The sequence below is a fragment of the Microvirga pakistanensis genome (assembly GCF_004458765.1).
In the GTDB taxonomy this organism is placed as follows: Bacteria; Pseudomonadota; Alphaproteobacteria; order Rhizobiales; family Beijerinckiaceae; genus Microvirga; species Microvirga pakistanensis.
In genome coordinates, this window is sequence record NZ_SPJX01000012.1 from 87,888 (window position 1) to 111,679 (window position 23,792).

Consider the following 23,792-nt stretch of genomic DNA (forward strand, 5'->3'; position numbering starts at 1 on the left):
GAAGGAGGTTTGCCATGAACGATCAGGAACGTGAGGTGATCGCCGATATTTTCCGGCGGCTCGAGCAGGTGGCGAACCAGCCGCGCGATCCGGAGGCTGAGCGCTTCATCGCCGAAAGGCTGCGCCAGCAGCCCTACGCGCCCTATGCCATGGCGCAGGCCATCTTCGTTCAGGAGCAGGCTCTGGCGAGGCTCCAGGCCGAGAACGAGCAGCTGCGCGCCGAGCTCGAACACGTGAGCCGCCAGCCGCAGCAGGGCGGATTGCTGTCCAGCATCTTCGGCGGAGGCGCGCGTCCACCGGAACCGGCCTACAACACCCCGCCCACGCGCCGCGCCTCGCCCTGGGGAGCGCCGCAGCCGATGCAACAATCCTATGGCATGCCCCCCTCGCGGGGCCCCTGGGGCGGAGGCATGATGCCTTCCCGTGGCGGCGGGTTTCTGCAGACGGCGCTCTCGACGGCGGCGGGCGTCGCGGGCGGCATGATGATCGCCAACGCCCTGTCGCATGCGTTCGGCGGGGACGAGACCCCGGCCGCCGACCCGTCGGCGGTGGCGGATCTCGGCAACGACCAGGGCGCAAACACGGATTTCGCCGGCATCACGGATCCGCTCTACGACAATCCGAACCAGACCCGCGACGACTTCTCCGATTTCGGCGGCGACGCCGGAGACGAGGGCGACTGGGCCTGATCCGCGAGTGTCTCTGACACCTCCTCGTCATTACCGGTCTCGTGCCGGTGATCCCGCTCCGTCGCAGCGCCGCCCCTCTCCAAAACAAGATGGCCGGGACATGCCCGGCCATGATGATTGTTCAAGAGGATGACGAGGCTCAAATCACGATGACGGTCGTGCCGACCTTCACGCGGTTGTAGAGGTCGACCACGTCCTCGTTGAGCATGCGGATGCAGCCGGAGGAAACCGCCTGGCCGATCGTGTGCGGCTCGTTCGTGCCATGGATGCGGTAGAGCGAGGAGCCCAGATAGAGCGCACGCGCGCCGAGCGGATTGTCCGGGCCGCCTTCCATGTAGCGCGGCAGGTCGGGACGGCGCCGGAGCATTTCGGCCGGCGGACGCCAATCGGGCCATTCGCGCTTCATCGAGACGGTCTTGCGGCCGGCCCATTCGAAGCCGGGGCGGCCGACGCCGATGCCATAGCGGATCGCGCGTCCGCCCGGCTGCACCAGATAGAGGAACTTGTTGTTGGTATCGACCACGATCGTGCCGGGCTTTTCGCTGCCGCGATAGGACACGATCTGCCGCTGGAACTGCGGCGCGATGGCGTAGTCGATGCTGTTGTCGTAGCCGGAATCCTCATAGGCCTGCGGCAGCGTCGCCACCTGAGTGCGGGAACGGACCGAGCCGGTCGCATAGGGATAGGAGCCGCGCGTCGCCGGGCGCGTGACGAACGGGTAATCCTCCCGGTAGCCATCCTGGGTGCGGGCATAGGGATAGTTGTACTCCGGCGCAATGTACGTATTGCCGTAGTAATTTCCGTTGCCGTAGATGGGCTGGGCCGATCCGGCAGACGGCATGAGGGCGAAAAGAAGCATCGCGGAGCAAGGAATCCAAGCACGCATTGAAGCATCCTGTTTTTCATTGTTACGCTCAATAAACGGCAAGCGCGGCTTTTGTTTCCATGGGGCCGTTTGAACCTGTGCGCCAGCTCACGGCGTGCTTTCCTGTCGACAGCGCGAAACGGGAGATGAAGCGACTGATAAATTGCTGTAAGAACTTCGTTCTTCTTGAAAAGGCTCCATCCTGGAGGCCTGAAGCCTCACATCGTCGTGATTTCATGCAATACGGTCCGGCCCTGCGGGCTGCCGCGGGTATCGCGGTGCTCTCCATCATGGATGCGGTCATCAAGGGGATGTCCGCCTACTACCCGACCTTCCAGGTGACTTTCCTGCGCTTTGCCTGCGGGACCGTGATCGCCACCGGCGTGGTCGCGGCCCTGCGCCCGGGCTGGCCGGGACGCGAGACGGTGAAGGCGAACCTGCTGCGTTCGGTCATCGCGGTCGTGACGGCCGTAAGCTTCTTCTACGCGCTGGGCCAGCTGCCCCTGGCCGAGACCCTGGTCCTGTCGTTCCTGGCGCCCATGTTCATCGCGCTCTTCGGGGTGCTCCTGCTGAGGGAGCGTGTCGATCCGAAGATCATCGCTGCCATCGTGATCGGTTTCGGCGGTACCCTCGTCGTGGTCCTGGGCCAGACGGAGGAGGCCTCGGCGGCACGCTCCTGGCCCGGCGTCGGCGCGGCCCTTCTGTCGGCGATCACCTATGCCTTGAGCCTCGTGCTGCTGCGCCAGCGGGCGCAGCGGGACAAGTACCTGCACATCGTCTACTTCCAGAATATCGGTCCCGCCGTCCTCTCCATGCCGTTCGGCCTATGGGCCTGGCAGCCCCTGAATCTCGGGCATCTCGCCTGGTTCATGCTGATGGGCGTGCTCGGGGTCATCGGCCATGTTCTCATGGCGACGGCCTATGCCAAGGCGGAGGCCGCCCGGCTGGCCCCTCTCGAATACACCGCCCTCATCTGGGCCGTTCTGATCGGCTATGGGGTGTTCGCCGAGATCCCTACCTGGGCGACCCTGGCGGGAGGGCTCCTCATCGTGCTCGCGGCGCTGCTCACCAGCCGGCGCTAGAGCCGGCGAACGTGAAGGAGAAAACCCTTCCTTTTCAAGTCGCAACAGGGTTTCATGAATCCTGCGCCTTGACTCCTCATCGGCGTCCCCTTATCTCGCATGGACCGTTAGCACTCACCTTTCGACAGTGCTAACAGGACAGAGACCAGGGCGCGGCCATCGGGGCTGCGCTAACAGTCAAAGGGGAAGTTCCATGAAGTTCCGTCCGCTGCACGACCGCGTCGTCGTCCGCCGCATCGAGGCCGAAGAGAAGACGGCCGGCGGCATCATCATCCCGGACACCGCCAAGGAAAAGCCGCAAGAGGGCGAAGTCATCGCCGTCGGCCCGGGCGCCCGTGATGAGAGCGGCAAGATCGCTGCTCTCGATGTGAAGGCCGGCGACCGCGTTCTGTTCGGCAAGTGGTCCGGCACCGAGGTGCGGATCGACGGTCAGGACCTCCTGATCATGAAGGAATCCGACATCATGGGCATCGTCGGCTGATCGGCCGGACGACCCGTTACCCGATTTCCAATTTAACTGGAGGCAAAGCCCATGGCTGCCAAAGACGTTAAGTTTTCTACCGAAGCCCGCGATAAGATGCTGCGCGGCGTCGACATCCTCGCGGATGCCGTGAAGGTGACGCTCGGCCCGAAGGGTCGCAACGTCGTGATCGAGAAGTCCTTCGGCGCTCCGCGCATCACGAAGGACGGCGTGTCGGTCGCGAAGGAGATCGAGCTCGCCGACAAGTTCGAGAACATGGGCGCCCAGATGGTGCGCGAAGTGGCCTCGAAGACCAACGACATCGCCGGTGACGGCACCACGACCGCGACCGTTCTCGCCCAGTCGATCGTCCGCGAGGGCGCCAAGGCGGTGGCCGCCGGCATGAACCCGATGGACCTCAAGCGCGGCATCGACCTCGCCACCAGCGAGGCCATCAAGGACATCCAGGCCCGCGCCAAGAAGGTGAAGTCCTCCGACGAGGTCGCCCAGGTCGGCACGATTTCCGCCAACGGCGACAAGGACATCGGCGAGATGATCGCCCATGCCATGCAGAAGGTCGGCAACGAGGGCGTGATCACCGTCGAGGAAGCCAAGACCGCCGAGACCGAGCTCGATGTCGTGGAAGGCATGCAGTTCGACCGCGGCTACCTCTCGCCGTACTTCATCACCAACGCCGAGAAGATGGTGGCCGAGCTCGAGGACCCCTACATCCTCATCCACGAGAAGAAGCTCTCCTCCCTGCAGTCCATGCTGCCGATCCTTGAGGCTGTCGTTCAGACCGGCAAGCCGCTGCTGATCATCGCCGAGGACGTGGAAGGCGAGGCTCTGGCCACCCTCGTGGTGAACAAGCTGCGCGGCGGTCTCAAGATCGCGGCCGTGAAGGCGCCGGGCTTCGGCGACCGCCGCAAGGCCATGCTGGAGGACATCGCCGTTCTCACCGCCGGCCAGACGATCTCCGAAGACCTCGGCATCAAGCTCGAGAACGTCTCGCTTCCGATGCTCGGCCGCGCCAAGCGCGTCCGCATCGAGAAGGAGAACACCACGATCATCGACGGCGCCGGCAAGAAGGAAGACATCGAAGCTCGTGTCGGCCAGATCAAGGCGCAGATCGAGGAGACCACCTCGGACTACGACCGCGAGAAGCTCCAGGAGCGCCTCGCCAAGCTCGCGGGCGGCGTCGCGGTGATCCGCGTCGGCGGCGCGACCGAGGTCGAGGTGAAGGAGAAGAAGGACCGCGTCGACGACGCCCTGAACGCCACCCGCGCTGCGGTGGAAGAAGGCATCGTTCCCGGCGGCGGCGTCGCTCTGCTGCGCGCCAAAGCTGCGGTGGCCAAGCTCTCCAACGACAATCCGGACGTGAAGGCGGGCATCAACATCGTGCTGCGCGCCCTTGAGGCTCCGATCCGCCAGATCGCCGAGAACGCCGGCGTGGAAGGCTCGATCGTGGTCGGCAAGATCACCGAGAACAAGGCCGACACCTTCGGCTTCAATGCTCAGACGGAGGAGTTCGTGGACATGCTCCAAGCCGGTATCGTCGATCCGGCGAAGGTGGTCCGCACCGCTCTGCAGGACGCCGCCTCCGTGGCCGGCCTCCTCGTCACCACCGAGGCCATGGTGGCCGATGCTCCCAAGCGCGACAGCGGCGCTCCGGCCATGCCGGGCGGCGGCATGGGCGGCATGGGTGGCATGGACTTCTAAGTCCTCGCACCGCGAACAAAAGAAAGGCCCCGGAGCGATCCGGGGCCTTTTTCGTTGGGGCAAGACGGGGATCAGGCCGCCTGCTTGAGCAGACCTTCGGCCGCGAGCGCTTCCCGGACCTTGGGACGCGCGGCGACGCGGGCCTGGAAGGCGCTCAGGTGCTCGAAGGACGAGATGTCGACCTTGTGGATGTTCGTCCAGTTCACGACGGTGAAGAGATAGGCGTCGGCGATCGTGAAGGTTTCGCCCATCAGGAACGGCTGCTTGGCCAGGATCCCGTCGAGATAGGCGAAGCGGCTGGCGAGGCGGTCCTTCGTCGAAGCCTTCACGCTGTCCGGAGTGGCCGGGTTCCAGAGCGGGCCGAAGCCCTTGTGGATCTCGGAGCTGATGAAGGTCAGCCACTCGATCAGGCGATAGCGCTCCGTGGTGCCGGCGGCCGGCGCGAGGCCTGCGCCCGGCTGCTGGTCCGCGAGATACTGGATGATCGCCGCCGCCTCCGTGAGGAGGGACCCGTCCTTCATCGTGATGGTGGGCACGTAGCCTTTCGGGTTGATGGCACGGAAATCCTCGCCGGTCTCCGTGCGATGCTTGGAGAGATCCACCTTCTCGAGGGTCACCGGCAGGCCGGCCTCGCGGGCCACGATGTGGGGAGCAAGCGAGCAGGCGCCTGGAGCATAGTAGAGTTTCATGATTGGGTCCTTGGTGTTGGAGATGGATCAGGCAGCGGTCTTCAGCGAAGCCGGGCCGGACAGGAGGGGAAGGCGGGTGGAGGGGCTCAGCGCATGGGCGCCATCGCCTAGGAGCGCCTGTGCCACCGAGAGCACGATCAGGTAGAGCGGGTATTCCCATCCGCCGCCAGGGGCGGAGAAGACCCACCCGTTGCCGGCATGCACCCAGGCCGCACCGACGAGGATCGGCAGGAGGGCGAGGGCGACCCAGCGGCTCTGAACGCCCAGCACCAGCAGGACGCCGCCGATGAGCTCGGCAAAGAACGTGGCATAGGCGAGGAAGGCCGGGAGCCCCAGGGATTCGAAATATTGCGCGGTGCCCGCGAGGGTGAAGGTGACGAACTTCAGAAGGAGGCTGTGGGCGATGAACATGACGCCCAACGAAACGCGGAGGAGAAGAACGCCATAGGCGTTGGTGGATGGGGTGCTGGTTGACATCGGAATAACTCCATGCAGATGCATAGATATCATATGCACTTGCATGGAAATGTCAAATATGATGCAATTGCATCGAAACAGGGGAGGCTTTGCCGTGGTGCAAAACAAGCGAGACCCTTCGGATGCGGTGACCGATGCCTGGGTCCGTCTGGTCCTGGCGGAGAGGAAGGTCGTCGGCGAGATCGAGGCGGAGCTGAAAACGGTCGGTTTTCCAAACCTGTCCTGGTACGATGTGCTTCTGCATCTCAAGCGCGCGCCCGATGGTCGGTCCTCTCCGAAGGACATCGAGAACGCGGTGCTCTTCGAGCAGTACAACATCTCCCGTCTTCTGGACCGCATGGAGGTGGAGGGTCTCGTGCGCCGCATTCCCTTCCCGGGCGACAAGCGGCGTCAGCTCGTCGAGATCACCGAGGAGGGGCGGGCGCTTCAGCGGCGCATGTGGGGGGTCTACGGCCCGGCCATCAACCGCTTCATCGGCGAGACGCTGACGGAGCAGGAGGCCAGGCAGCTCGCCGCGCTGCTGCTGAAGCTTATGAACGGCAAGGACGATCGGACGAAGAACGATTGCAGCTAAGAACGAACTGCACCGACGGGCGTTCATGAAGGAAGACGGCTAAGTTCCGGCAGCCGGCGAGGGACGACCCGTGACAACATGCTCTCCTTCATCCTCCAGCCTACGGCGCAGCATTCTGGCGAGCCTTGCCGTCATGATCGCTGCCGCCGTCCTTCCTGCGGGCCCTCCCCAGGCATTGGCGCAGTCCCCATCGGGCTCCCAATCGAGCTCCACGTCCATCCGCACGCCGGATTTCGACGAGAGCCTCCGCTGGTATCAGGACAAGCTCGGCTTCCGGCTGATCGGCTCGACGAATTTCGTGCAAGGGCGGAATGCGGTTCTGGAGCGAAGCGGCTTCCTGCTCGAGATCACGGAAGTCGATCACGTGCTTCAGGAGACGAGCGGCCCGCCCGGCAGGTCCGCCGAGGTCACGCGCACGCCCGTCATCAGCCTTCTCGTGCCCGACGTCGACAGGGAGATCGCGCGCCTGCGCAAGGCGGGAGTCGAGGTGCTGCAGGACCCGCAGGATGAGCTCGACGGGCGTTACCGCACGGCGCAGATCCGCGACAACGGGCGTCACCGGATCGAGCTGCGCGAGCCCATCGACGAGAGCGGCGGCTTCAACCCCGTGGGACGCTGACGGAAAAGTTTTCCGGGTGATGGAATCCATGCCACCCGTTCGAGGCGACAAGCGGCCCCTCGCGGGACCGCTTGTGATCGGCCCGGTCAGCCGAAGATTGCGGGGTCGGGACCCACGCGTCCGCGTGGGTCGTCCATCGCCTCGATGGCGCGCATGTCGTCCGCATCGAGCGTGAAGTCGAACACGTCGATGTTCTCGCGGATGCGCGACGGCGTGACCGATTTCGGGATCACCACGAAGCCGCTGTCGAGATGCCAGCGCAGGATCACCTGGGCCGGCGTCTTGCCGTATTTGCGTCCGATGGCGGCGAGCGTCGCGTCGGCCACGAGGCTGCCCTGCCCGAGAGGGCCCCAGCATTCCGTGGCGATGTCGTGCCGCGCATGGACGGCGCGCAGCTCCTTCTGCTGAAAGCGCGGATGCAGCTCGACCTGGTTGAGGACGGGAGCGACGCCCGTCTCGTCGATCAGCCGTTGCAGATGCGGGCCCTGGAAGTTCGAGACGCCGATGGATTTCACGCGCCCTTCCTCCTTCAGGCGAATCAGAGCGCGCCAGGCATCGAGGAACCCGTCTCCGCTGACGCCGGGCCAGTGGATCAGGTAGAGGTCAATGAAGTCGAGCTTCAAACGCCTCAGACTCTCGTCGAAGGCGGTGAGCGCCCCATCGTAGCTGCGCTTGTCGTTCCACACTTTCGTCGTGATGAAGAGCTCGGAGCGCGGCACGTCGGAGGCGGCGATCGCCTGGCCGACGCCTTCCTCGTTCTCGTAGATCGCCGCCGTGTCGATGGAGCGGTAGCCCGCCTTGATGGCCTCGCCCACGCAGGCGACGGCCTCCTCGTTCGAGACCCGCCAGACTCCATAGCCAAGCTGGGGCATCGTGTTTCCATCGTTCAGGCGAAGGGGTGGGGTGGTCGGCATCGACGGCTCCTGGAGAGAAAGGTGGAGGGCAGAGCGAGAGCAACGCGCGGCCCTTCGGGTCCGCGGCGAACGATGACGTAAGGCACGTTTTGCAGAAAGCAAACCGCCATGAGACCATTGCCTAGCGGAACCAGAGCGACTCGGCCGGCGTTGCGCAGCTTGGCATTCCTGCGATCTAGGAACGGGAGTGTTCTTTGTCCATCCCTGACGCGAGGACCGGCACCCCCGATCCGACACTTGATGAAACGGAGTTCCGCCGCCGCTTCCTGCAACCCTTCCAGGATCCCGCCTTCGGGCCTCTGGGAGAGGAACTGCAACGGGTCGCCGATGCGGCATGGGACGCCTACAGCCATCATCGCAAGAGCCCGAAGACCCGCAAGGCCGGACCGGGTTTTGCCGATCCCGATTACGATCTCGCCGTCGACTGGATCGCCGCGAAGGACGCCATCGGTCTTGCGCAGAAACGGCATGAGGATCCCGAAGGTCCGGCGCGCTTCCTCCTGATCTCATCCGCATCGCGCAGCGAGCACACCTGCCCGGGTGAAATGTCGAAGACCTATCGACTCGTCGAGATCGCGCGGCAGGTCATCGCCAGCGCGGAGAATGTGGATGTCGAGGTTCTGGATCTCAGCAGGATCGCATCGGAGTATGGCCGCCACATCCATCCCTGCAAGACCTGCTTCTCCACGGCCGCCCCGCTCTGCCACTGGCCCTGCTCCTGCTATCCCAACTACTCCCTCGGCCAGACGCAGGACTGGATGAGCGACATCTACCCGAAATGGGTGGAGGCGCACGGGGTCATGATCGTCACGCCCGTGAACTGGTACCAGGTGTCCTCTCCGCTGAAGCTGATGATGGACCGCCTCGTCTGCGCCGATGGCGGGAATCCCGATCCGACCGCGACCCACGGCAAGACGGTGCCGGAGGCCAAGGCAATGGAGCTGAAGGGGTGGGACTATCCCAAGCACCTGTCGGGCCGCCTGTTCTCGGTCGTCGTGCACGGCGATGCCGAAGGGGCGGAGGGCGTCCGCCGCAGCCTGTCGGATTGGCTGCGGGCCATGGACCTTACGCCGGCGGGAAACCTCGCCGAACTCGACCGCTATATCGGTTACTGGAAGCCCTACGCCACCAGTCACGAGGAACTCGACCGCGACCTGGACGTGCAGGCCGAAATCCGCAACGCCGCTTGGGCGCTGCTGGATGCCGTCACGGCGAAGCGGGCGGGACGCTGGGCGCAGCCGGGGGAGCGCCTGCAGGAGTCCCGTCAGAAATAGGCGGGGCCCGGACGGGCTCGGCACGCAAGCGCAAGGGCCATGAAAAAGGCCGGGCGTCGCCCGGCCTCGTGCGGATCAGGCTGCGGCGCTTACCAGCTCGTGAGAACGGCGCCCTTGAACTTCTCCTCGACGAATGTCTTCACCTCGGGAGAGCGGTAGGCCTCAACGAGATTCTTCACCCACGGCTTGTCCTTGTCTTCGGCTCGCACGGCGATGATGTTGACATAGGGACCCTTCGGATTCTCGCGGGTCAGCGCGTCCTTGACCGGATCGAGACCGGCCTGCGTGGCATAGTTGGTGTTGATGACGGCGGCATCGACGTCCTCGAGCACGCGCGGCGCCTGGGCCGCGTCGATCTCCGTGAACTTCAGGTTCTTGGCATTGGCCGTGATGTCGAGGATCGTCGGCTTGAAGCCCACATTCTCCTTGAGCTTGATGAGCCCCTTGTCCTGCAGCAGCAGGAGCGCGCGCCCGCCATTGGTCGGATCGTTCGGAATGGCGATGCTCGCGCCGTTCGGCAGCGCATCGAACGCCTTGTGCTTCTTGGAATAGACCCCGATCGGGAAGTTCACCGTCTGAGCGACGGTCTCGATCTTGTAGCCGCGGTTTTCCTTCTGGTTGTCGAGATAGGGCTGATGCTGAAAGGAATTGGCCTCCAGCTCGCCCGAGGCGAGGGCCTCGTTGGGCACCACGTAGTCGGAGAACTCGACGATCTTGATGTCGAGGCCCTTCTTGGCCGCGATGGGCTTCACGGCTTCGAGGATCTGCGCGTGCGGGCCGGGCGTGGCGCCGATGCGGATGGTCTGCGTCTGCGCGGCGGCCGGCAGCGCGGCAAGGGAGAGGAGGGCGACGAGGCCAAAGGTCTTCAGGGACATGCGGGTACTCCTGGTACGAGGTTCTGAACGACGTGGATGGATCGGGGGAAGCATCCTGTGAGAGCAGCAAAAATGCCGGGCGCGAAGCCCGGCATTTTCAGAGAAAGGAGATGTATCTTACCAGCTCGTGAGAACCGAGCCCTTGAACTTCTCTTCCACGAACTTCTTCACTTCCGGCGAGTGATAGGATTCGAGAAGCGCCTTCACCCACGGCTTGTCCTTGTCGGCGGAGCGTACGGCAATGAGGTTCACATAAGGGCCCTTCGGATTCTCGCGGGCGATGGGGTCCTTCACCGGATCGAGGCCGCCGGCGGTGGCGTAGTTGGTGTTGATGATGCCCGCATCTACGTCGTCGAGCACACGCGGTCCCTGCGCGGCTTCGATTTCGACGAACTTGATCTTCTTCGGGTTGTCCGTGATGTCGATCGGAGTGGGCTTGAACCCGACATTGTCCTTGAGCTTGATCAGGCCCTTGTCCTGGAGCAGCAGGAGCGCGCGGCCGCCATTCGTGGGATCGTTCGGGATCGAGATCGTCGCGCCGTTCGGCAGGGCATCGAGGCTCTTGTGCTTCTTCGAGTAGATGCCGATCGGGAAGTTCACGGTGAGGCCGACGCTTTCGATCTTGAAGCCGCGATCCGCCACCTGGTTGTCGAGGTAGGGCTGGTTCTGAAACGAATTCGCCTCGATGTCGCCGGCGGCGAGCGCCGTATTCGGCACCACGTAGTCGGAGAACTCGACGATCTTGATGTCGAGGCCCTTCTTGGCCGCGATGGGCTTCACGGCTTCGAGGATCTGCGCGTGCGGGCCGGGCGTGGCGCCGATGCGGATGGTCTGCGTCTGCGCGGCGGCCGGCAGGGCGGCGAGGGAGAGAAGGGCGACGAGGCCAAAGGTCTTCAGGGACATGCGGGTACTCCTTGTGCGAGGTTCTGACAGAGACGAAGGATCAGCCGTGGCGGATGCGCTTGTTGAGGTGACGCGCCAGGCGGTCGCCGATGCTCTGCACGGCCTGCACGAGCACGATGAGCACCACGACCACTGCCAGCATCATTTCCGGCATGAAGCGCTGGTACCCGTAGCGGATGCCGAGGTCGCCCAGGCCTCCGCCGCCCACCGCGCCCACCATGGCCGAGAAGCCGAGGAGCGACACGATGGCGAGCGTCAGCCCGAGCACGATGCCGGGCAGGGCTTCCGGGATGAGAACCTTCACGACGATCTGGAGCGGGCTCGCGCCGAAGGCGCGGGCGGCTTCGACAAGTCCCTGGTCCACTTCGCGGATGGCGCCTTCGATGAGGCGCGCGATGAACGGCGTCGCGGCGATGGTGAGCGGCACGATAGCCGCGTTGGTGCCGATGGAGGTGCCGGCGATCAGGCGCGTGAAGGGAATGATCGCCACCACCAGGATGATGAAAGGCGTCGAGCGCGTGGCGTTGACGACGACGCCGAGCACGCGGTTGATCCAGGGGGCCGCGAACAGCTCGCCCTTGCCGCTGGTGGCGAGAAACACGCCGAGCGGCAGCCCGAACAGCGTGGCGATCAGCGCCGAGACGGCGACCATGTAGAGCGTTTCGCCGGTGGAGTTGGCGATGAGGCGGATCATCTCAGGCGACATGGCCGAGCACCTCCGTGTCGAGACCGTGTTGTTTCAGGAATGCGAGCGTCTTGTTTGCGGCGGCCGCAGGAACGCCCACGACGAGCGTGCCGAAGGGGCGGCCGGCGATTTCATCCACCGCGCCGGAGAGGATATTGGCTTCGATGCCTTCCTCTCGCGCCAGCCTCGCCAGAACGGGGTCGGTGGCGTGCGGGCCGCGGAACCCGATGCGGATGACCGTCTGGCTGTTCGGCGAGGCTTCCCTCCGCAGGCGGCTCTGGACATAGGGCGGCAGCACGCGTCCGGCCTCGTCGCCCAGGAAGGAGCGCGTCACCTCGTGCTGCGGACGGGTGAACACCTCGAACACGTCGCCCTGCTCGACGATGCGCCCACCCTCGATCACCGCGACCTCGCGGGCGATGTTGCGGATCACCGCCATCTCGTGCGTGATGAGCAGGATGGTGAGACCCAGCTCCTCGTTGATGCGCGAGAGAAGGTCGAGAATCGAGCGCGTGGTCTCCGGGTCGAGCGCGGAGGTCGCCTCGTCGGAGAGCAGCACCTTGGGCTTCGTGGCGAGCGCACGGGCGATGCCCACGCGCTGCTTCTGCCCGCCCGATAATTCGGACGGGTAACGGTTGCGCTTGTCGGTCAATCCGACCAGGGACAGCAGTTCCTCCACCCGGGCCTTGATCTCGGCCTTGTCGTAGCCCGCCACTTCGAGAGGCAGGGCGATGTTCTCCGCCGCCGTGCGGGAGGAGAGCAGGTTGAAGTGCTGAAAGATCATGCCGATGGAGCGGCGGGCGTGCCGCAGGGCGGATTCCGGCAGCGCCGCGATGTTGGCGCCGTCCACGATCACCTTGCCGGTGGTGGGTTTCTCCAGGCCGTTCACGAGGCGGATCAGGGTGGATTTGCCGGCACCCGAGCGGCCGATCACTCCGAGGATCGAGCCCTGCGGCACGGCAAGGTCGATCTCCCGCAGGGCGGTGACGGGCTGGCCATCCCGGCCCGGGAAGGTCTTCGAGATCTTCTCCAGGCGCACGATGGGCTCTGCCGGGATCAGGCGCTGCGTGGGCTGATCGCCGAAATATCCGAGGGGGGCGTTCATGGGGTCGCCTTCAGGTCGTCTCACAGGTTGCATGACAGATGGGCGATGGCGTTCTTCATGTCAACTGAATTGTTCTTTAAAAAGGATCTGCCGTTCTGAAAGACATCCTTCGCTGTTGATGGAGCGCCATCCGCCAAGGTCCGCGACATCACGAATCGGGGATTGCCCCCGGCCGGCGGACATTTCTCCTTTCTTTCGCCATGAGGGCAGTTGATCGGGCTGCGCTATGTTCCTATGGAGCCGAAGCACGGTTCCCCGTCAGGAGAAAAGAATGATCAAGGCGAGCATGGCGCTGGCACTCATCGGTCTGGCTGTCTTGGGGGGCTCCCTCGGGGGAGCGGTCGCGGTTCCCGTCTACCTGCCGCTCTCGACCCTGGTGCTGGCCGGGATCCTGATGATCGGCCGGGACATTCCGACGTTCCTGCGCATTTTTCTTATCATGCTCTCTGCCACCCACGTGGTGCTGGTTCTGCTGGTCCTCGGCGCGGTTCTGGGCCTCATCACCGGCGACTACACGGGCTACGTGCCGCCCCCGTCGGCGGCGCTCGGCGCGACGGCCTTTGGGGCGCTCATCTACGGCCTGTCCTTCGTGCCGGTAGTCCGCACGATCTGCACCATCACCGATCGCTATCTCGATTCCCAGGCCGACAGCATCATCCGCATTCCGTTCATCGGCCTCGTGCGGGCGCGCGAGGGAACCATCGGCACCTGGATGATCGCCATCCTCATCGCCATCAACCTCGCCCAGGTCGCGCTCAATGTCCGCCTCAGCTTCTTCTCGCGCGATATGTTCAACGCCCTCGAGGCCAAGGACGCCGCGGCCTTCTGGTATCAGCTCTTCGTCATCTTCACGCCTCTGGCGGCCGTCTTCGTCGCTATCGCCCTGACCGAGGTCCTGCTGCAGAACGTGCTCACCATCCGCTGGCGCGCCTTCCTCAACACCTACTACGTCAGAGAATGGCTGGGCGACGGCGCGCATTACCGGATGCAGCTCATCGGCCGCGGCGCGGACAACCCGGACCAGCGCATCTCGGAGGATCTGCGCAAGTTCGTCGAGAGCACCTATTCCCTGTCCGTGGGCCTCATGAACCAGGCCGCGACCCTCGTGTCCTTCGTGGCGATCCTCTGGACCATCTCGGCCGGCTTCACGTTCCCGGGAACGAATGTCGAGGTTCCGGGCCTGCTGGTCTGGGTCTGCGCCGGCTATGCCATCCTCGGCACCTGGGTCACCCACCTCATCGGCCGTCCCCTGATCGGCCTCAACTTCCAGCAGGAGCGTGTGGAGGCTAACTACCGCTTCTCGCTCGCGCGCCTGCGCGAGTATACGGAGCAGGTCGCGCTTCTCTCGGGCGAGCCCGCCGAGCGGGAGGGATTGTCCAGGCGCTTCGGTCAGATCGTCGACAACTACATGCAGATCGTGATCCGCCTCATCAAGCTCAACACCTTCACGTCGGCCTATTTCCAGGCCAACGTGGTGGTTCCCTACATCCTGACCGCACCGTACTACTTCATCGGCAAGATTTCGCTCGGCCAGATGCAGCAGGTGGTGGGAGCCTTCTCGCGGGTGGAATCGGCGCTCACCTACTTCATCCAGATCTACACCACCCTGGCCGACTACAAGGCGGTGCTCGACCGCCTCACCACCTTCGAGGGCGCTATCGCGTCGGCCCAGCGCGTCGGCGGCGAGAGCAAGCTCGCGATCACGCCTGCGGCCAGCCGCGAGCTGCGCCTCAGGAATCTGGATGTCCGCCTTCCCGACGGTCGCGCTCTGATGCATGCGGACGGCCTCGCCTTCCGTCCGGGCGAGCGCACCCTGATGACGGGTCCCTCCGGCTCCGGCAAGTCGACCCTGTTCCGCGCCATCGCGGGCATCTGGCCCTTCGGCGAAGGCGAGGTCCTGGTCCCCGAGGGGCAGAGCATGATGCTGCTGCCGCAGCGCCCGTATATCCCCATCGGAACCCTGCGCGAGGCGGTGACATACCCGGCCCAGGGGGATGCCTACAGCGATGCCGCCATCATGGAGGCGTTGCGCGCCGCGAAGCTCCCGCAGATCGCCGACAAGCTCGACGACGAGCGCGCCTGGGGACAGACCCTGTCGCTGGGAGAGCAGCAGCGCCTCGCGGTCGCCCGCGCGCTTCTCGCCAAGCCCGACTGGCTCTTCCTGGACGAGGCGACGGCGGCCCTCGACGAACCCACGGAGGCGGAGATCTATCAGGTGATCAAGGAGAAGCTGCCGCACACGACGGTGGTCTCCATCGGCCACCGCTCGACGCTGCTGGGCTATCACGACCGGCGCATCGACCTGAAGCGCGGGGAGAACGGTCTCTCGACCCCCGTGGACATGATGCAGCCGCAGCCGGCCGAGTAGAGACCATGCGCTTTCCGTCGTTCTCGGACGTTCTTGGAACGGAGAGCGAGGCCTTCGCGAAACCAAAAAGGCCGGCATGTTGCCGGCCTTTTTCGGAAAGGTTGGGGGCTCTTAGAGCGAACGCTCGAGAACGAGGTCGCCGGTCTGGCTCTTGATGATCAGCGTGCGGCCCTGGATATCCCATTTGCCGGAGGTGCGCAGGGCCATGAGGAAGGCGTGCTCGAGGGCCATGGCGGCCTTGTCGCAGGACTTCTTCGTCAGGGCGAAGGGCGCCACGGCGAGGCCCTGCTCGCGCAGGGGATAGGCCGTGGTGGAATAGGTGTTGCAGCCCGAAAACCCGGTGGCGCGCATCTGGTCGTCGAGCCGGAAGCTCGGACGCTCGCCGCCGAACGGCTTGCCGTTCAGGCTCACGGCCACCCAGGAGGAGTTGAGGGGGAAGATCTTGCCCTGGGCGCCCGGCTGCGGAACCTTGGTGTCCACCTGACGGGTCGGGCCGGCGGGTCGGCCGAGCGTTGCCGCCGTCTGGGCGGAGGCCACGGACAGGCTGGCCGCGGAAGCGGTGGCGAAGGCCGCCAGAAGTGCTGCAAGTCGAAGGGCGTTCATCGGAACCTCTTCATCGTAAAAACGCCGGAACCATAAGAGGCCTTGACCGTGGAGGCAACGCCCTGAGCGATTTTGTCCCGCAGCCGTTGATGCCACAGGCAAGGTGAAGCTCCGGTGAAGAGGCCTCGACGCGAAACCTCTCGCCGGAACCGTCAGCCGATCCGCCCCAGAAGCCGCTCGGTGAGGGCATTGGTCGGACGGAACAGGTAATCGAAGGTCCGGACCGTGATGTCCTGCGCTCCGAGCCCCTGCAGGGCCGCCACGATGTCGAACATCGCGGAGGTCCGGCAATGGAGAACGACCTCGCGGCCGAGCGCATGACCATAGGGCAGGGTGGCGTCGAAGTCCCGCACGAGGGAGGCCAGCGACGAAGCCCTGGCCGGATCGAGGGAGGCGCGGATCTCGCGGCTCTCGCGCGCCTCTTCCTCCGCCGCGATGCGCGTGAGCACGGCGGTGGCGGCCGCGCGGGCCCGGCCGGACCAGGGCGCGCGGGCCGAGGCGACGAGACTGGCCTCGGAGCGCAGGATCACGCCGTCGTCGAGGATCTTCAAGGCGTTGGCGGACAGCGTGGCGCCCGTGGTGGTGATGTCCACGATCAGCTCCGCCGAGCCCGCGCCCGGTGCGCCTTCGGTCGCGCCCAGGCTCTCGACGATGCGGTAATCTGCGATTCCCTTCTCGGCGAAGAAGCGGCGGGTGAGGTTCACGTATTTGGTGGCGACCCGCATCTTGCGGCCGTGGCGGGCCCGAAGATCCGCCGCGACCTCGTCGAGGTCGGCCATGGTGCGCACGTCGATCCAGGCCTGCGGCACGGCCACCACCACGTTGGCGTGGCCGAAGCCGAGCGGCGTGAGCAGTTCGACCGCCTCGTCGGCATCGGCGATCTGCTCGCGGATCAGGTCCTCGCCCGTGATGCCGAGATGCGCCGCCCCGGTGGCGAGCTGCGTTACGATCTCGGAGGCCGAGAGGAACGCCACCTCCACGTCGGGCACGCCCTTGAGCGTGCCGCGATAGTCGCGCGCGCCGCGCGACTGGGAGAAGACGAGGCCGGAGCGGGCGAAGAACGCAGCCGCGTTCTCCTGCAGGCGGCCCTTGGACGGCACCGCCAGAATGAGGGGGGAATCGGTCATCGGGGCCTCCCCACGATACGGTCGAGCCAGAAGGAGCAGCCCACCGCCGGGATCGGGCTCTCCGCTCCGAGATGCTGCAGGAGCCGGTCATAGCGCCCGCCGCCCACGATGGGCTTGCCGTCGCTGCGGCCCGGGTCCTGCATCTCGAAGATGAAGCCCGTGTAGTAATCGAGATTGCGCGCGAAGGTGGCGGCGAACGAGAAGGCGCCGACCTCGAGCCCGCGCGCGGCCATGAAGCCGGTCCGCTCCTCGAAAAGCACGATGGCCCCGTTGAGGTCGAGCCTGGTCTCCGTGGCGAGGGCCCTCACGGCTTCCGCCGCCTGATCGGGATCGCCCTGGATCGCGAGGTAGCGCTCCAGGATCTCCCGCGCCTCGTTCGACAGACCGGTGCGGTTCGCGGCGCGGGCCAGGAACCGCTCGGCGATCTCGCCCGCGCTGCGGCCGCCGACGCTTGCGATCCCGGCGATCGACAGGATGTCCTCCACGAAGGCCTTGGCGGCCTGGGGCGCCTGCCCCTCGATGGCGGCGAGCAGTCCCGCATGTTCTTGGGCACCTGGGCCTTCGGTTTCGGAGAGGCTCGCCAGACCCTGCCCGGACACGATCGATCGGATCACGCGGCGCTTCGCGGCGGGCGCGATCCCGAGGCCATCGATGAGGGCATGGAGCAGGCCCATGTCGCCGATCCGCACGGCCGGGGCGGGGGCTCCGATCAGGCGCAGGCCCTCAAGGGCGAGGCCGAGGATCTCCGCATCGGCCGCGGCGGCGTCCGGGCGGCCGATGGATTCCAGGCCCGCCTGAAGGAATTCGCCGCTCTCGTTGGGGCGCATGCGGAAGACGGGGCCGCCATAGGCGTAGCCGGAGGGCCGGGCGGCCCGGCGGGAGAGATGCTGGAGGCAGACCGGAATGGTGTATTCGGGCCTCAGGCACAGCTCCGCGCCCGCCGCGTCCTGCGTCACGAACATGCGTCGCCGGATGTCCTCGCCCGAAAGGTCGATGAACACGTCCGCGGGCTGCAGAACCGGCGGCTCGACACGCGCATAGCCTTCGCGCTCGAAGAGCGCGACCAGCGCAACAATGGCATCCGTCTCCGTCACTGGTGTCGCCTAATCCTTTGTCCGGCATGCTCTCTAGCAATGCCGGGCCGGGAAGGCGACCGTTTTCAGCCGGAAGGGTGAATGCGGGGCGCCCCCTCGTCGTCATGGCCGTCCCCGGACCTGATCCGGGGATCAGTCCCGGCTATCCACGTCTTGAGAATCGCACCGGGTCAAAGACGTGGATGCCCGGCTTAAAGCGCCGGGCATGACGGGAGAGGTGAAGGCGGGAAAGGCGGTCACTCCTTCTGGGCAGTGTCGCCCTTGGCTTTCGAGACGCGGCGCTTGCTGTGGTCGCTGGAGCGGTGGACGTACTTGACCTTGTTGCTCTCGTCCTTGCCCTGCATGTCGCGGTCGTCGGCTCCGCCGGCGAGGCTGGCGGGCAGGAAATGGCGAGCGGCCTCGGTCACCACACCCGCCACGGCTCCGGCGGCCGTCTGCGTGAGGTCCATGCCCTGCGACCCCGCATCGGCCACGGCGTTGCCGGCCTTCTTGGCGGCACGGGTCTTGGTCAGGGCGGCGGCGGCCGCGCCGGCGGCGGCGATCAGGGCGTCGGCCAGGATCTCGCGGCCCAGATCCGTGTTGATCAGATCCATCAGGCCAGACTTCTTGGCGCTTTTCGCCAGCTTCGTGCCGGTGCTCTTCTTCTTGCTGCTGCTCTTCTTCTCTTTGTCTTTGGCCTTCGCCATGGGTGTCTCCTGATAGTCAAGCTTCAGAAGACAACCCCAAGCAAAGCGGAGGGGTTCCCGCGCGGCCGGGCCCTACCGAAAATGCCGCGCCAGGATCTCGCGGACGGTGTCCACCAGCTTGTCCTCGGGCACCGAGACTTGAGCCGGGCGGGCAGCCTTCCACTCGGCGTTGGAGGCGATGGCCTCGGCCGCCTTGGCGCCTTCGATGAGGTCCTTGATCTCCACCTCGCCGCGCTCGCGCTCGTTGGAGCCCTGGATGATCACGCAGGGGCTCTGACGGCGGTCGGCGTATTTCATCTGCGCCTTCATGCCGGAGGAGCCGAGATAGAGCTCGGCCCGGATGCCGGCCTGGCGCAGGGCCGACACCATGCGCTGGTAGGCGGCGATCTGGTCCCTGTCCATGACGAGCACCACCACCGGGCCGGGCTTCTCGGAGCCCGACACGATGGGGCTCTTGATCATCTGCAGGGCCGAGAGCAGGCGCGAGACGCCGATGGAGAAGCCGGTGGCCGGAACGGGCTCCGACCGGAAGCGGCCCACGAGGCCGTCATAGCGCCCCCCGCCGCCGACGGAGCCGAAGCGCACGGGACGTCCGTCCTCGTCCTGCACCTGGAAGGTGAGCTCCGCCTCGTAGACCGGGCCGGTGTAGTATTCGAGACCGCGCACGACTGAAGGGTCGATGATCACGCGATCCTCGTAGCCGGATGCGGCCACGAGGGCGGCGATCTCCGCAAGCTCGTCCGCGCCTTCGAGGCCGCGGGCCGAAGAGCCCACGACGCCGCGCAGATTTTCGACTGTCGCCGCATTGTCCACGCCCTTGGCGGCTGTGAAGGCGAGCACGCGCGCGATCGCCTCGGGCGACAGCTCCGCGCCCTTCGTGAAGTCGCCGCTCTCGTCCTTGCGGCCTGGGCCCAGGAGCTGGCTCACGCCCTCGGGTCCGAGACGGTCGAGCTTGTCGATGGCGCGCAGCACCGTGAGGCGCTGGCCTGCCTTGTCCTCTCCGCCGAGGCCAATGGCTTCGAGCACGCCGTCGAGAACCTTGCGGTTGTTGATCTTGATGATGAACTCGCCGCGCTTGAGGCCGAGCTTCTCCAGCGTGTCGGCGGCCATCATGCAGATCTCGGCATCCGCCGCGACGGAGGCCGCCCCCACGGTGTCGGCGTCGAACTGCATGAACTGGCGGAAGCGGCCCGGGCCGGGCTTCTCGTTCCGGAAAACCCAGCCGGCGCGATAGCTGCGATAGGGCTTGGGGAGCGCGTCGAAGTTCTCGGCCACGTACCGGGCGAGCGGCGCGGTCAGGTCGTAGCGCAGCGACAGCCATTGCTCGTCGTCGTCCTGGAACGAGAACACGCCCTCGTTCGGGCGGTCCTGGTCGGGCAGGAACTTGCCGAGCGCATCCGTATACTCGACGAAGGGCGTCTCGACGCCCTCGAAGCCGTAGAGCTCGTAGGATTCGCGGATCGCCGCCAGCATGCGCTCGGTGGCGGACAAATCGGCGGGAGTGCGGTCGGCAAAGCCGCGCGGCGCGCGGGCCTTGATCTTGTCGGCCTTGGACATGGGTTCAAACAGCAGCCGTTACAGGGATAAAACGTGCTGCGTCCTAACCCGTGCGGGCTGGAGGGGCAAGCGATGTTGGCATATTCACAATATCAACCGTCATCCCCGGGCTTGCCCCGGGGATCCACGTCTTTAGTCCCGCCGCGGTTCCCAAGACGTGGATGGCCGGGACGAGCCCGGCCATGACGAAGAGTGTCGACGATGGAGGCTATTCGCGCCTCAAGCCACCGCCCGGATCACCTTGGCGAGCTTGTCGACGATCTCGCCGATCTCCTCCTCCGTGACGATGAGGGGCGGGGAGAGGGCGATGGTGTCGCCGGTGACGCGCATCATCAGGCCGTATTCGTTGAAGGCGCGGTCCATGGCCTCGAAGGCGCGGGCGCCGACGGCGTCGGGTCGCGAAGCCAGGTCGATGGCGCCCACGAGGCCGACGGTGCGGATGTCGAGCACGTTCGGCTGGCCTTTCAGCGAATGGATCGCATCGGCCCAGACCGGCTCCAGGGTCTTCGCCCGCTCGAACAGCTTCTCGTCCCGGTAGATGTCCTGGGCGGCGAGCGCCGCCGCGCAGGCGAGCGGGTGGCCGGAATAGGTGTAGCCGTGGAACAGCTCGATCATGTGCTCCGGACCCTTCATGAAGGTGTTGTAGAGCCCTTCGCGCACCACCACGCCGCCCATGGGCACGGTGCCGGAATTCACGCCCTTGGCGAAGGTGATCATGTCGGGAACGACGCCGTAGCGTTCGGCCGCGAAGGCCGTGCCGAGGCGGCCGAAGCCCGTGATCACTTCGTCGAAGATGAGCAGGATGCCGTGCTTGTCGCAGATCTGGCGCAGGCGCTGCAGGTAGCCCTTCGGCGCCGGGATGACGCCCGTGGAGCCCGCCATGGGCTCGACGATCACGGCCGCGATGGTGGAGGCGTCGTGCAGGGTCACGATGCGCTCGAGCTCGTCCGCGAGATGCGCGCCCCATTCGGGCTCGCCCTTCGTGAAGGCCTGCTGCTCGCGGTTGTAGGTGTGAGGCAGGTGGTCGACGCCCGCGAGCAGGGTGCCGAAGAACTGGCGGTTCTTGACGATGCCGCCGACCGAGATCCCGCCGAAGCCCACGCCGTGGTAGCCGCGCTCGCGCCCGATCAGGCGCGTCTTGCTGCCCTGTCCGCGCACGTTCCAATAGGCGAGGGCCACTTTGAGCGCCGTGTCCACCGCCTCGGAGCCCGAGTTGCAGAAGAACACGTGGTTCAGGTCCCCGGGGGCGAGCTGGGCAATGCGGGACGCGATGGCGAAGCCGCCCTTGTGGCCGAACTGGAAGGCGGGGGAATAATCGAGCTCCTGTGCCTGGGCCTGGATCGCGGCGGTGATCTCGTCCCGGTTGTGGCCCGCGTTGCAGCACCAGAGACCGGCCGCGCCGTCGATCACCTCACGGCCGTCCGGCGTGTAGTAGTACATGCCCTTCGCCCGGGCGATCATGCGGGGGCGCTGCTTGAAGGAGCGGTTGGCCGTGAACGGAAGCCACCAGGCCTCCAGGTCGTTCGGTGATGAGATGTCGTTGGCGGCTCGCGACGTCTGGGCGGTCATAATGGTCCTCGAACATGACTGGTCGCGCGAAGCCTACCAGCCGCCTCCGGTCGCCGCAAAAGGAACTTTGGTCAGAGCCGCGAGCGGGGTGCAAGCCCCGCATCAGCCTGTCATGGCATGAGCTTCATAGCCCGCCGCATCGAGAGCGCGGGCGACCTCGACGCTTTGTGCATGGGTGACCACATGAATACGGCCATGGTCCAGGTCCACATCGACCCGGGCGCCCGGATCCAGGCGCTGGATCGCCTTGGTGACCGCGTTGACGCAGCCTTGGCAGGTCATGCCGTCCACCTGCATCAGCAGGTCCTTGCGGGGTTCTTCCATCGGGGTCTCCTTTCCAGACCGTGGGCGTTCTGCAACAGCAGGACGGTAAAGTTGTCTATCGTGGCGATGCGACGCTTGTGGCCCGAGCCCCTGTCTGTACAACATCGTTGCATTGGTGATTCGCCAATATGCGCCAAACCTGGGGAGCGGGGGCACCCATGGTGACCGAGAAGGTCCAGATCGATAAGGAGCTCAGGGCGAAATTGTTCGCTCTCGTGCTCGCAAGCCTTGCCATGACGGGAGCGGCCGTCGGCTTTCTGCCGCCCGCCACCATGGTGCCGCTGGTGACGTTTCTCGGCATCGCGGCCTCCGCGGGCCTCGCTCTGGCCTGGAAGAGGGCCGACGAGGCCGCGAGGGTCGCCCACTCCGCCAGGGAGGACCTGGCCTTCGTCAGCGAGCGTCTCGTCAAGCTCGAGGAGCTGTTGCAGACGGCGCCCGGGGGCACGCCCGCTCTGCGCACCACCGTGGCCGAGGTGAAAGGGACCGTGGGACTGCTCGGGGGCGTGGTGCGCGAGCTGGCCAAGAACATCGCCACCCAGAACCGTGCCGTGGCCGAACTGAAGGGCCGCCTGAACGGTGGTCCGGATCCCGAGGAGGCCAGGCAGGAGCATGTGGCTCCCGTCCTGCTGCCCCAGACCGCCGTTCCGTCGCTCAGTGAGAGCCGGCCCGCCCCGGAGCCGATGCCCCGCAAGCCCGAGGAGGAGATCCGTCGCATGCGGCTGATCATGCAGGCCTTCGAGGCGGACGCCATCGAGCTGCATCTTCAGCCGATCGTGGCGTTGCCCCAGCGCAAGATCCGGTTCTACGAGGCCCTGGCGCGCCTGCGCCTGGCCGATGGGACGCTCCTCGGCCCCTCCGAGTTCGTCGGGACCCTCGAGCGCCTCGGCCGCGCCACGGAATTCGACCGTCGTGTCCTGAACCGTGCCATGGCGGTGGCCTACCACCTCATTACCAAGGGCAGCGAGGCCATTGTCGGAGTGAATCTGACGCCCCATTCCGTTCGGGAGCCGGGCTTCCTGTGGTCGCTGACGGGCGTCATGGACGCCGCACCCGAGACCCTGGGCAAGGTCGTGCTCGAGTTCCCGCAGGAATGCTGGCGCGAGCTCGATCCGGACAGCCGGGAGGCCCTGGGCGTCCTGCGCGACAAGGGCGTGCCGCTCTGCCTCGATTCCGCAACGGATCTCGACCTCGATCCCCCTGGCCTCGCCGATCTCGGCGTTCGCTTCGTGAAGCTGCCGGCCGACCTGCTGGTGGCGGCCGGCCGTGATGAGAGCCAACACCTGGGCCCGGACCTGGGCGTGCGCGACCTGGCCGCCTCCCTGCGCCGCGAGGGCATCAGGCTCGTGGCCGAGCACGTGGAGCAGGAGGAGATGGTGCCGGTCCTCGCCGAGATCGGCGTGCCGCTGGCGCAAGGCTTCGTGTTCTCGGCGCCCCGCGCGGTGAGGGCCGAGGTGCTGGGCACGGCCGCCCGGCCGGCGGCTCCGGAGGATGCGCAGCCGCTCCTGCGACGCGTTGGCTGAGCCCGGCCGGCCGA

24 protein-coding genes are annotated in these 23,792 nt (G+C 66.0%); 9 read left to right on the forward strand and 15 right to left on the reverse strand.

Annotated features, from left to right (window positions below):
* The first annotated feature begins 14 nt into the window (after positions 1–14).
* Complete coding sequence (locus E4K09_RS00460) at positions 15–689, forward strand: DUF2076 domain-containing protein (protein ID WP_134494184.1); 675 nt, start codon at positions 15–17, stop codon at positions 687–689.
* 139 nt (positions 690–828) lie between these two features.
* Here the strand turns inward: E4K09_RS00460 and E4K09_RS00465 are convergent, their stop codons facing one another.
* Positions 829–1,575 carry a L,D-transpeptidase gene (locus tag E4K09_RS00465; RefSeq protein WP_244610293.1) on the reverse strand — a complete coding sequence of 249 codons (747 nt, stop codon included), beginning with the start codon at positions 1,573–1,575 and terminating at the stop codon, positions 829–831.
* A gap of 215 nt (positions 1,576–1,790) precedes the next feature.
* Between E4K09_RS00465 and E4K09_RS00470 the strand changes: the two genes are divergently transcribed.
* The 3 genes from E4K09_RS00470 (at position 1,791) to groL (ending at position 4,815) form a co-directional block, all read left to right on the forward strand.
* Positions 1,791–2,636 carry a DMT family transporter gene (locus tag E4K09_RS00470; RefSeq protein WP_134494186.1) on the forward strand — a complete coding sequence of 282 codons (846 nt, stop codon included), beginning with the start codon at positions 1,791–1,793 and terminating at the stop codon, positions 2,634–2,636.
* Positions 2,637–2,829: 193 nt separating this feature from the next.
* Complete coding sequence (groES, locus tag E4K09_RS00475) at positions 2,830–3,117, forward strand: co-chaperone GroES (protein ID WP_134494188.1); 288 nt, start codon at positions 2,830–2,832, stop codon at positions 3,115–3,117.
* Positions 3,118–3,168: 51 nt separating this feature from the next.
* On the forward strand, positions 3,169–4,815 hold the full coding sequence (groL, locus tag E4K09_RS00480) for a chaperonin GroEL (RefSeq protein WP_134494190.1): 1,647 nt from the start codon (positions 3,169–3,171) through the stop codon (positions 4,813–4,815).
* Between the two features lie 71 nt (positions 4,816–4,886).
* Here groL and gstA read toward each other — a convergent pair whose 3' ends face one another.
* A complete protein-coding gene (gstA, locus tag E4K09_RS00485) occupies positions 4,887–5,504 on the reverse strand; it encodes a glutathione transferase GstA (RefSeq protein ID WP_134494192.1) in 618 nt (205 codons plus the stop codon).
* A gap of 27 nt (positions 5,505–5,531) precedes the next feature.
* Positions 5,532–5,981: a DoxX family protein gene (locus E4K09_RS00490; protein WP_134494194.1), complete on the reverse strand. Its 450-nt coding sequence runs from the start codon at positions 5,979–5,981 to the stop codon at positions 5,532–5,534.
* A 94-nt stretch (positions 5,982–6,075) separates the two neighbouring features.
* Here E4K09_RS00490 and E4K09_RS00495 point away from each other — a divergent pair, with 94 nt between their 5' ends.
* Both E4K09_RS00495 and E4K09_RS00500 read left to right on the forward strand, forming a co-directional pair.
* The gene (locus tag E4K09_RS00495) at positions 6,076–6,555 is read left to right on the forward strand and encodes a MarR family winged helix-turn-helix transcriptional regulator (RefSeq protein ID WP_244610294.1); all 480 of its coding nucleotides are present in this window, start codon (positions 6,076–6,078) and stop codon (positions 6,553–6,555) included.
* Between the two features lie 70 nt (positions 6,556–6,625).
* On the forward strand, positions 6,626–7,174 hold the full coding sequence (locus tag E4K09_RS00500) for a VOC family protein (protein WP_134494196.1): 549 nt from the start codon (positions 6,626–6,628) through the stop codon (positions 7,172–7,174).
* Between the two features lie 86 nt (positions 7,175–7,260).
* On the opposite strand, the gene E4K09_RS00505 is transcribed toward E4K09_RS00500, so the two are convergent.
* Positions 7,261–8,088, reverse strand: coding sequence for an aldo/keto reductase (locus E4K09_RS00505; protein ID WP_134494198.1), 828 nt, complete (start codon positions 8,086–8,088; stop codon positions 7,261–7,263).
* A 194-nt stretch (positions 8,089–8,282) separates the two neighbouring features.
* On the opposite strand from E4K09_RS00505, the gene E4K09_RS00510 reads away from it, so the two are divergent.
* Positions 8,283–9,362, forward strand: coding sequence for a flavodoxin family protein (locus E4K09_RS00510; protein ID WP_134494200.1), 1,080 nt, complete (start codon positions 8,283–8,285; stop codon positions 9,360–9,362).
* An 89-nt stretch (positions 9,363–9,451) separates the two neighbouring features.
* On the opposite strand, the gene E4K09_RS00515 is transcribed toward E4K09_RS00510, so the two are convergent.
* The 4 genes from E4K09_RS00515 to E4K09_RS00530 all read right to left on the reverse strand — a co-directional run bounded on the left by E4K09_RS00515 (position 9,452) and on the right by E4K09_RS00530 (position 12,930).
* Positions 9,452–10,237, reverse strand: coding sequence for a MetQ/NlpA family ABC transporter substrate-binding protein (locus E4K09_RS00515; RefSeq protein ID WP_134494202.1), 786 nt, complete (start codon positions 10,235–10,237; stop codon positions 9,452–9,454).
* A 117-nt stretch (positions 10,238–10,354) separates the two neighbouring features.
* A complete protein-coding gene (locus E4K09_RS00520; RefSeq protein WP_134494204.1) occupies positions 10,355–11,140 on the reverse strand; it encodes a MetQ/NlpA family ABC transporter substrate-binding protein in 786 nt (261 codons plus the stop codon).
* A 40-nt stretch (positions 11,141–11,180) separates the two neighbouring features.
* Positions 11,181–11,846: a methionine ABC transporter permease gene (locus E4K09_RS00525; RefSeq protein WP_134494206.1), complete on the reverse strand. Its 666-nt coding sequence runs from the start codon at positions 11,844–11,846 to the stop codon at positions 11,181–11,183.
* On the reverse strand, positions 11,836–12,930 hold the full coding sequence (locus E4K09_RS00530) for a methionine ABC transporter ATP-binding protein (protein ID WP_134494207.1): 1,095 nt from the start codon (positions 12,928–12,930) through the stop codon (positions 11,836–11,838). The genes E4K09_RS00525 and E4K09_RS00530 overlap by 11 nt, the downstream gene beginning before the upstream one ends.
* A gap of 271 nt (positions 12,931–13,201) precedes the next feature.
* Here E4K09_RS00530 and E4K09_RS00535 point away from each other — a divergent pair, with 271 nt between their 5' ends.
* A complete protein-coding gene (locus E4K09_RS00535) occupies positions 13,202–15,298 on the forward strand; it encodes an ABC transporter ATP-binding protein/permease (protein ID WP_134494209.1) in 2,097 nt (698 codons plus the stop codon).
* 111 nt (positions 15,299–15,409) lie between these two features.
* Here the strand turns inward: E4K09_RS00535 and E4K09_RS00540 are convergent, their stop codons facing one another.
* The 7 genes from E4K09_RS00540 to E4K09_RS00570 form a co-directional block, all read right to left on the reverse strand.
* On the reverse strand, positions 15,410–15,901 hold the full coding sequence (locus E4K09_RS00540; protein WP_134494211.1) for an META domain-containing protein: 492 nt from the start codon (positions 15,899–15,901) through the stop codon (positions 15,410–15,412).
* Positions 15,902–16,053: 152 nt separating this feature from the next.
* On the reverse strand, positions 16,054–17,028 hold the full coding sequence (gene hisG / locus E4K09_RS00545) for an ATP phosphoribosyltransferase (RefSeq protein WP_134494213.1): 975 nt from the start codon (positions 17,026–17,028) through the stop codon (positions 16,054–16,056).
* The gene (locus E4K09_RS00550) at positions 17,025–18,122 is read right to left on the reverse strand and encodes an ATP phosphoribosyltransferase regulatory subunit (RefSeq protein WP_134494215.1); all 1,098 of its coding nucleotides are present in this window, start codon (positions 18,120–18,122) and stop codon (positions 17,025–17,027) included. The genes hisG and E4K09_RS00550 overlap by 4 nt, the downstream gene beginning before the upstream one ends.
* Before the next feature lie 236 nt (positions 18,123–18,358).
* Positions 18,359–18,808 carry a hypothetical protein gene (locus E4K09_RS00555; RefSeq protein ID WP_134494217.1) on the reverse strand — a complete coding sequence of 150 codons (450 nt, stop codon included), beginning with the start codon at positions 18,806–18,808 and terminating at the stop codon, positions 18,359–18,361.
* 72 nt (positions 18,809–18,880) lie between these two features.
* Positions 18,881–20,365 (reverse strand): histidine--tRNA ligase, encoded by a 1,485-nt coding sequence (gene hisS, locus E4K09_RS00560; RefSeq protein WP_134494219.1) that lies wholly within the window; start codon positions 20,363–20,365, stop codon positions 18,881–18,883.
* Positions 20,366–20,584: 219 nt separating this feature from the next.
* A complete protein-coding gene (gene aptA, locus E4K09_RS00565) occupies positions 20,585–21,934 on the reverse strand; it encodes an omega-aminotransferase AptA (RefSeq protein ID WP_134494221.1) in 1,350 nt (449 codons plus the stop codon).
* A gap of 102 nt (positions 21,935–22,036) precedes the next feature.
* The gene (locus E4K09_RS00570; protein WP_134494223.1) at positions 22,037–22,258 is read right to left on the reverse strand and encodes a heavy-metal-associated domain-containing protein; all 222 of its coding nucleotides are present in this window, start codon (positions 22,256–22,258) and stop codon (positions 22,037–22,039) included.
* 158 nt (positions 22,259–22,416) lie between these two features.
* Here E4K09_RS00570 and E4K09_RS00575 point away from each other — a divergent pair, with 158 nt between their 5' ends.
* Positions 22,417–23,778, forward strand: a complete 1,362-nt coding sequence (locus E4K09_RS00575; RefSeq protein WP_134494224.1) for an EAL domain-containing protein — start codon at positions 22,417–22,419, stop codon at positions 23,776–23,778.
* The last annotated feature ends 14 nt before the right edge of the window (positions 23,779–23,792 follow it).

Excerpts from the sequence above, each read along its gene's own strand:
- E4K09_RS00460 (WP_134494184.1), top strand. The coding sequence starts at position 15 with ATGAACGATCAGGAACGTGAGGTGATCGCCGATATTTTCCGGCGGCTC.
- E4K09_RS00465 (WP_244610293.1), bottom strand. The coding sequence starts at position 1,575 with ATGCGTGCTTGGATTCCTTGCTCCGCGATGCTTCTTTTCGCCCTCATG.
- E4K09_RS00470 (WP_134494186.1), top strand. The coding sequence starts at position 1,791 with ATGCAATACGGTCCGGCCCTGCGGGCTGCCGCGGGTATCGCGGTGCTC.
- groES (WP_134494188.1), top strand. The coding sequence starts at position 2,830 with ATGAAGTTCCGTCCGCTGCACGACCGCGTCGTCGTCCGCCGCATCGAG.
- groL (WP_134494190.1), top strand. The coding sequence starts at position 3,169 with ATGGCTGCCAAAGACGTTAAGTTTTCTACCGAAGCCCGCGATAAGATG.
- gstA (WP_134494192.1), bottom strand. The coding sequence starts at position 5,504 with ATGAAACTCTACTATGCTCCAGGCGCCTGCTCGCTTGCTCCCCACATC.
- E4K09_RS00490 (WP_134494194.1), bottom strand. The coding sequence starts at position 5,981 with ATGTCAACCAGCACCCCATCCACCAACGCCTATGGCGTTCTTCTCCTC.
- E4K09_RS00505 (WP_134494198.1), bottom strand. The coding sequence starts at position 8,088 with ATGCCGACCACCCCACCCCTTCGCCTGAACGATGGAAACACGATGCCC.
- E4K09_RS00515 (WP_134494202.1), bottom strand. The coding sequence starts at position 10,237 with ATGTCCCTGAAGACCTTTGGCCTCGTCGCCCTCCTCTCCCTTGCCGCG.
- E4K09_RS00520 (WP_134494204.1), bottom strand. The coding sequence starts at position 11,140 with ATGTCCCTGAAGACCTTTGGCCTCGTCGCCCTTCTCTCCCTCGCCGCC.
- E4K09_RS00525 (WP_134494206.1), bottom strand. The coding sequence starts at position 11,846 with ATGTCGCCTGAGATGATCCGCCTCATCGCCAACTCCACCGGCGAAACG.
- E4K09_RS00530 (WP_134494207.1), bottom strand. The coding sequence starts at position 12,930 with ATGAACGCCCCCCTCGGATATTTCGGCGATCAGCCCACGCAGCGCCTG.
- E4K09_RS00535 (WP_134494209.1), top strand. The coding sequence starts at position 13,202 with ATGATCAAGGCGAGCATGGCGCTGGCACTCATCGGTCTGGCTGTCTTG.
- E4K09_RS00540 (WP_134494211.1), bottom strand. The coding sequence starts at position 15,901 with ATGAACGCCCTTCGACTTGCAGCACTTCTGGCGGCCTTCGCCACCGCT.
- hisG (WP_134494213.1), bottom strand. The coding sequence starts at position 17,028 with ATGACCGATTCCCCCCTCATTCTGGCGGTGCCGTCCAAGGGCCGCCTG.
- E4K09_RS00555 (WP_134494217.1), bottom strand. The coding sequence starts at position 18,808 with ATGGCGAAGGCCAAAGACAAAGAGAAGAAGAGCAGCAGCAAGAAGAAG.
- hisS (WP_134494219.1), bottom strand. The coding sequence starts at position 20,365 with ATGTCCAAGGCCGACAAGATCAAGGCCCGCGCGCCGCGCGGCTTTGCC.
- aptA (WP_134494221.1), bottom strand. The coding sequence starts at position 21,934 with ATGACCGCCCAGACGTCGCGAGCCGCCAACGACATCTCATCACCGAAC.
- E4K09_RS00570 (WP_134494223.1), bottom strand. The coding sequence starts at position 22,258 with ATGGAAGAACCCCGCAAGGACCTGCTGATGCAGGTGGACGGCATGACC.
- E4K09_RS00575 (WP_134494224.1), top strand. The coding sequence starts at position 22,417 with ATGGTGACCGAGAAGGTCCAGATCGATAAGGAGCTCAGGGCGAAATTG.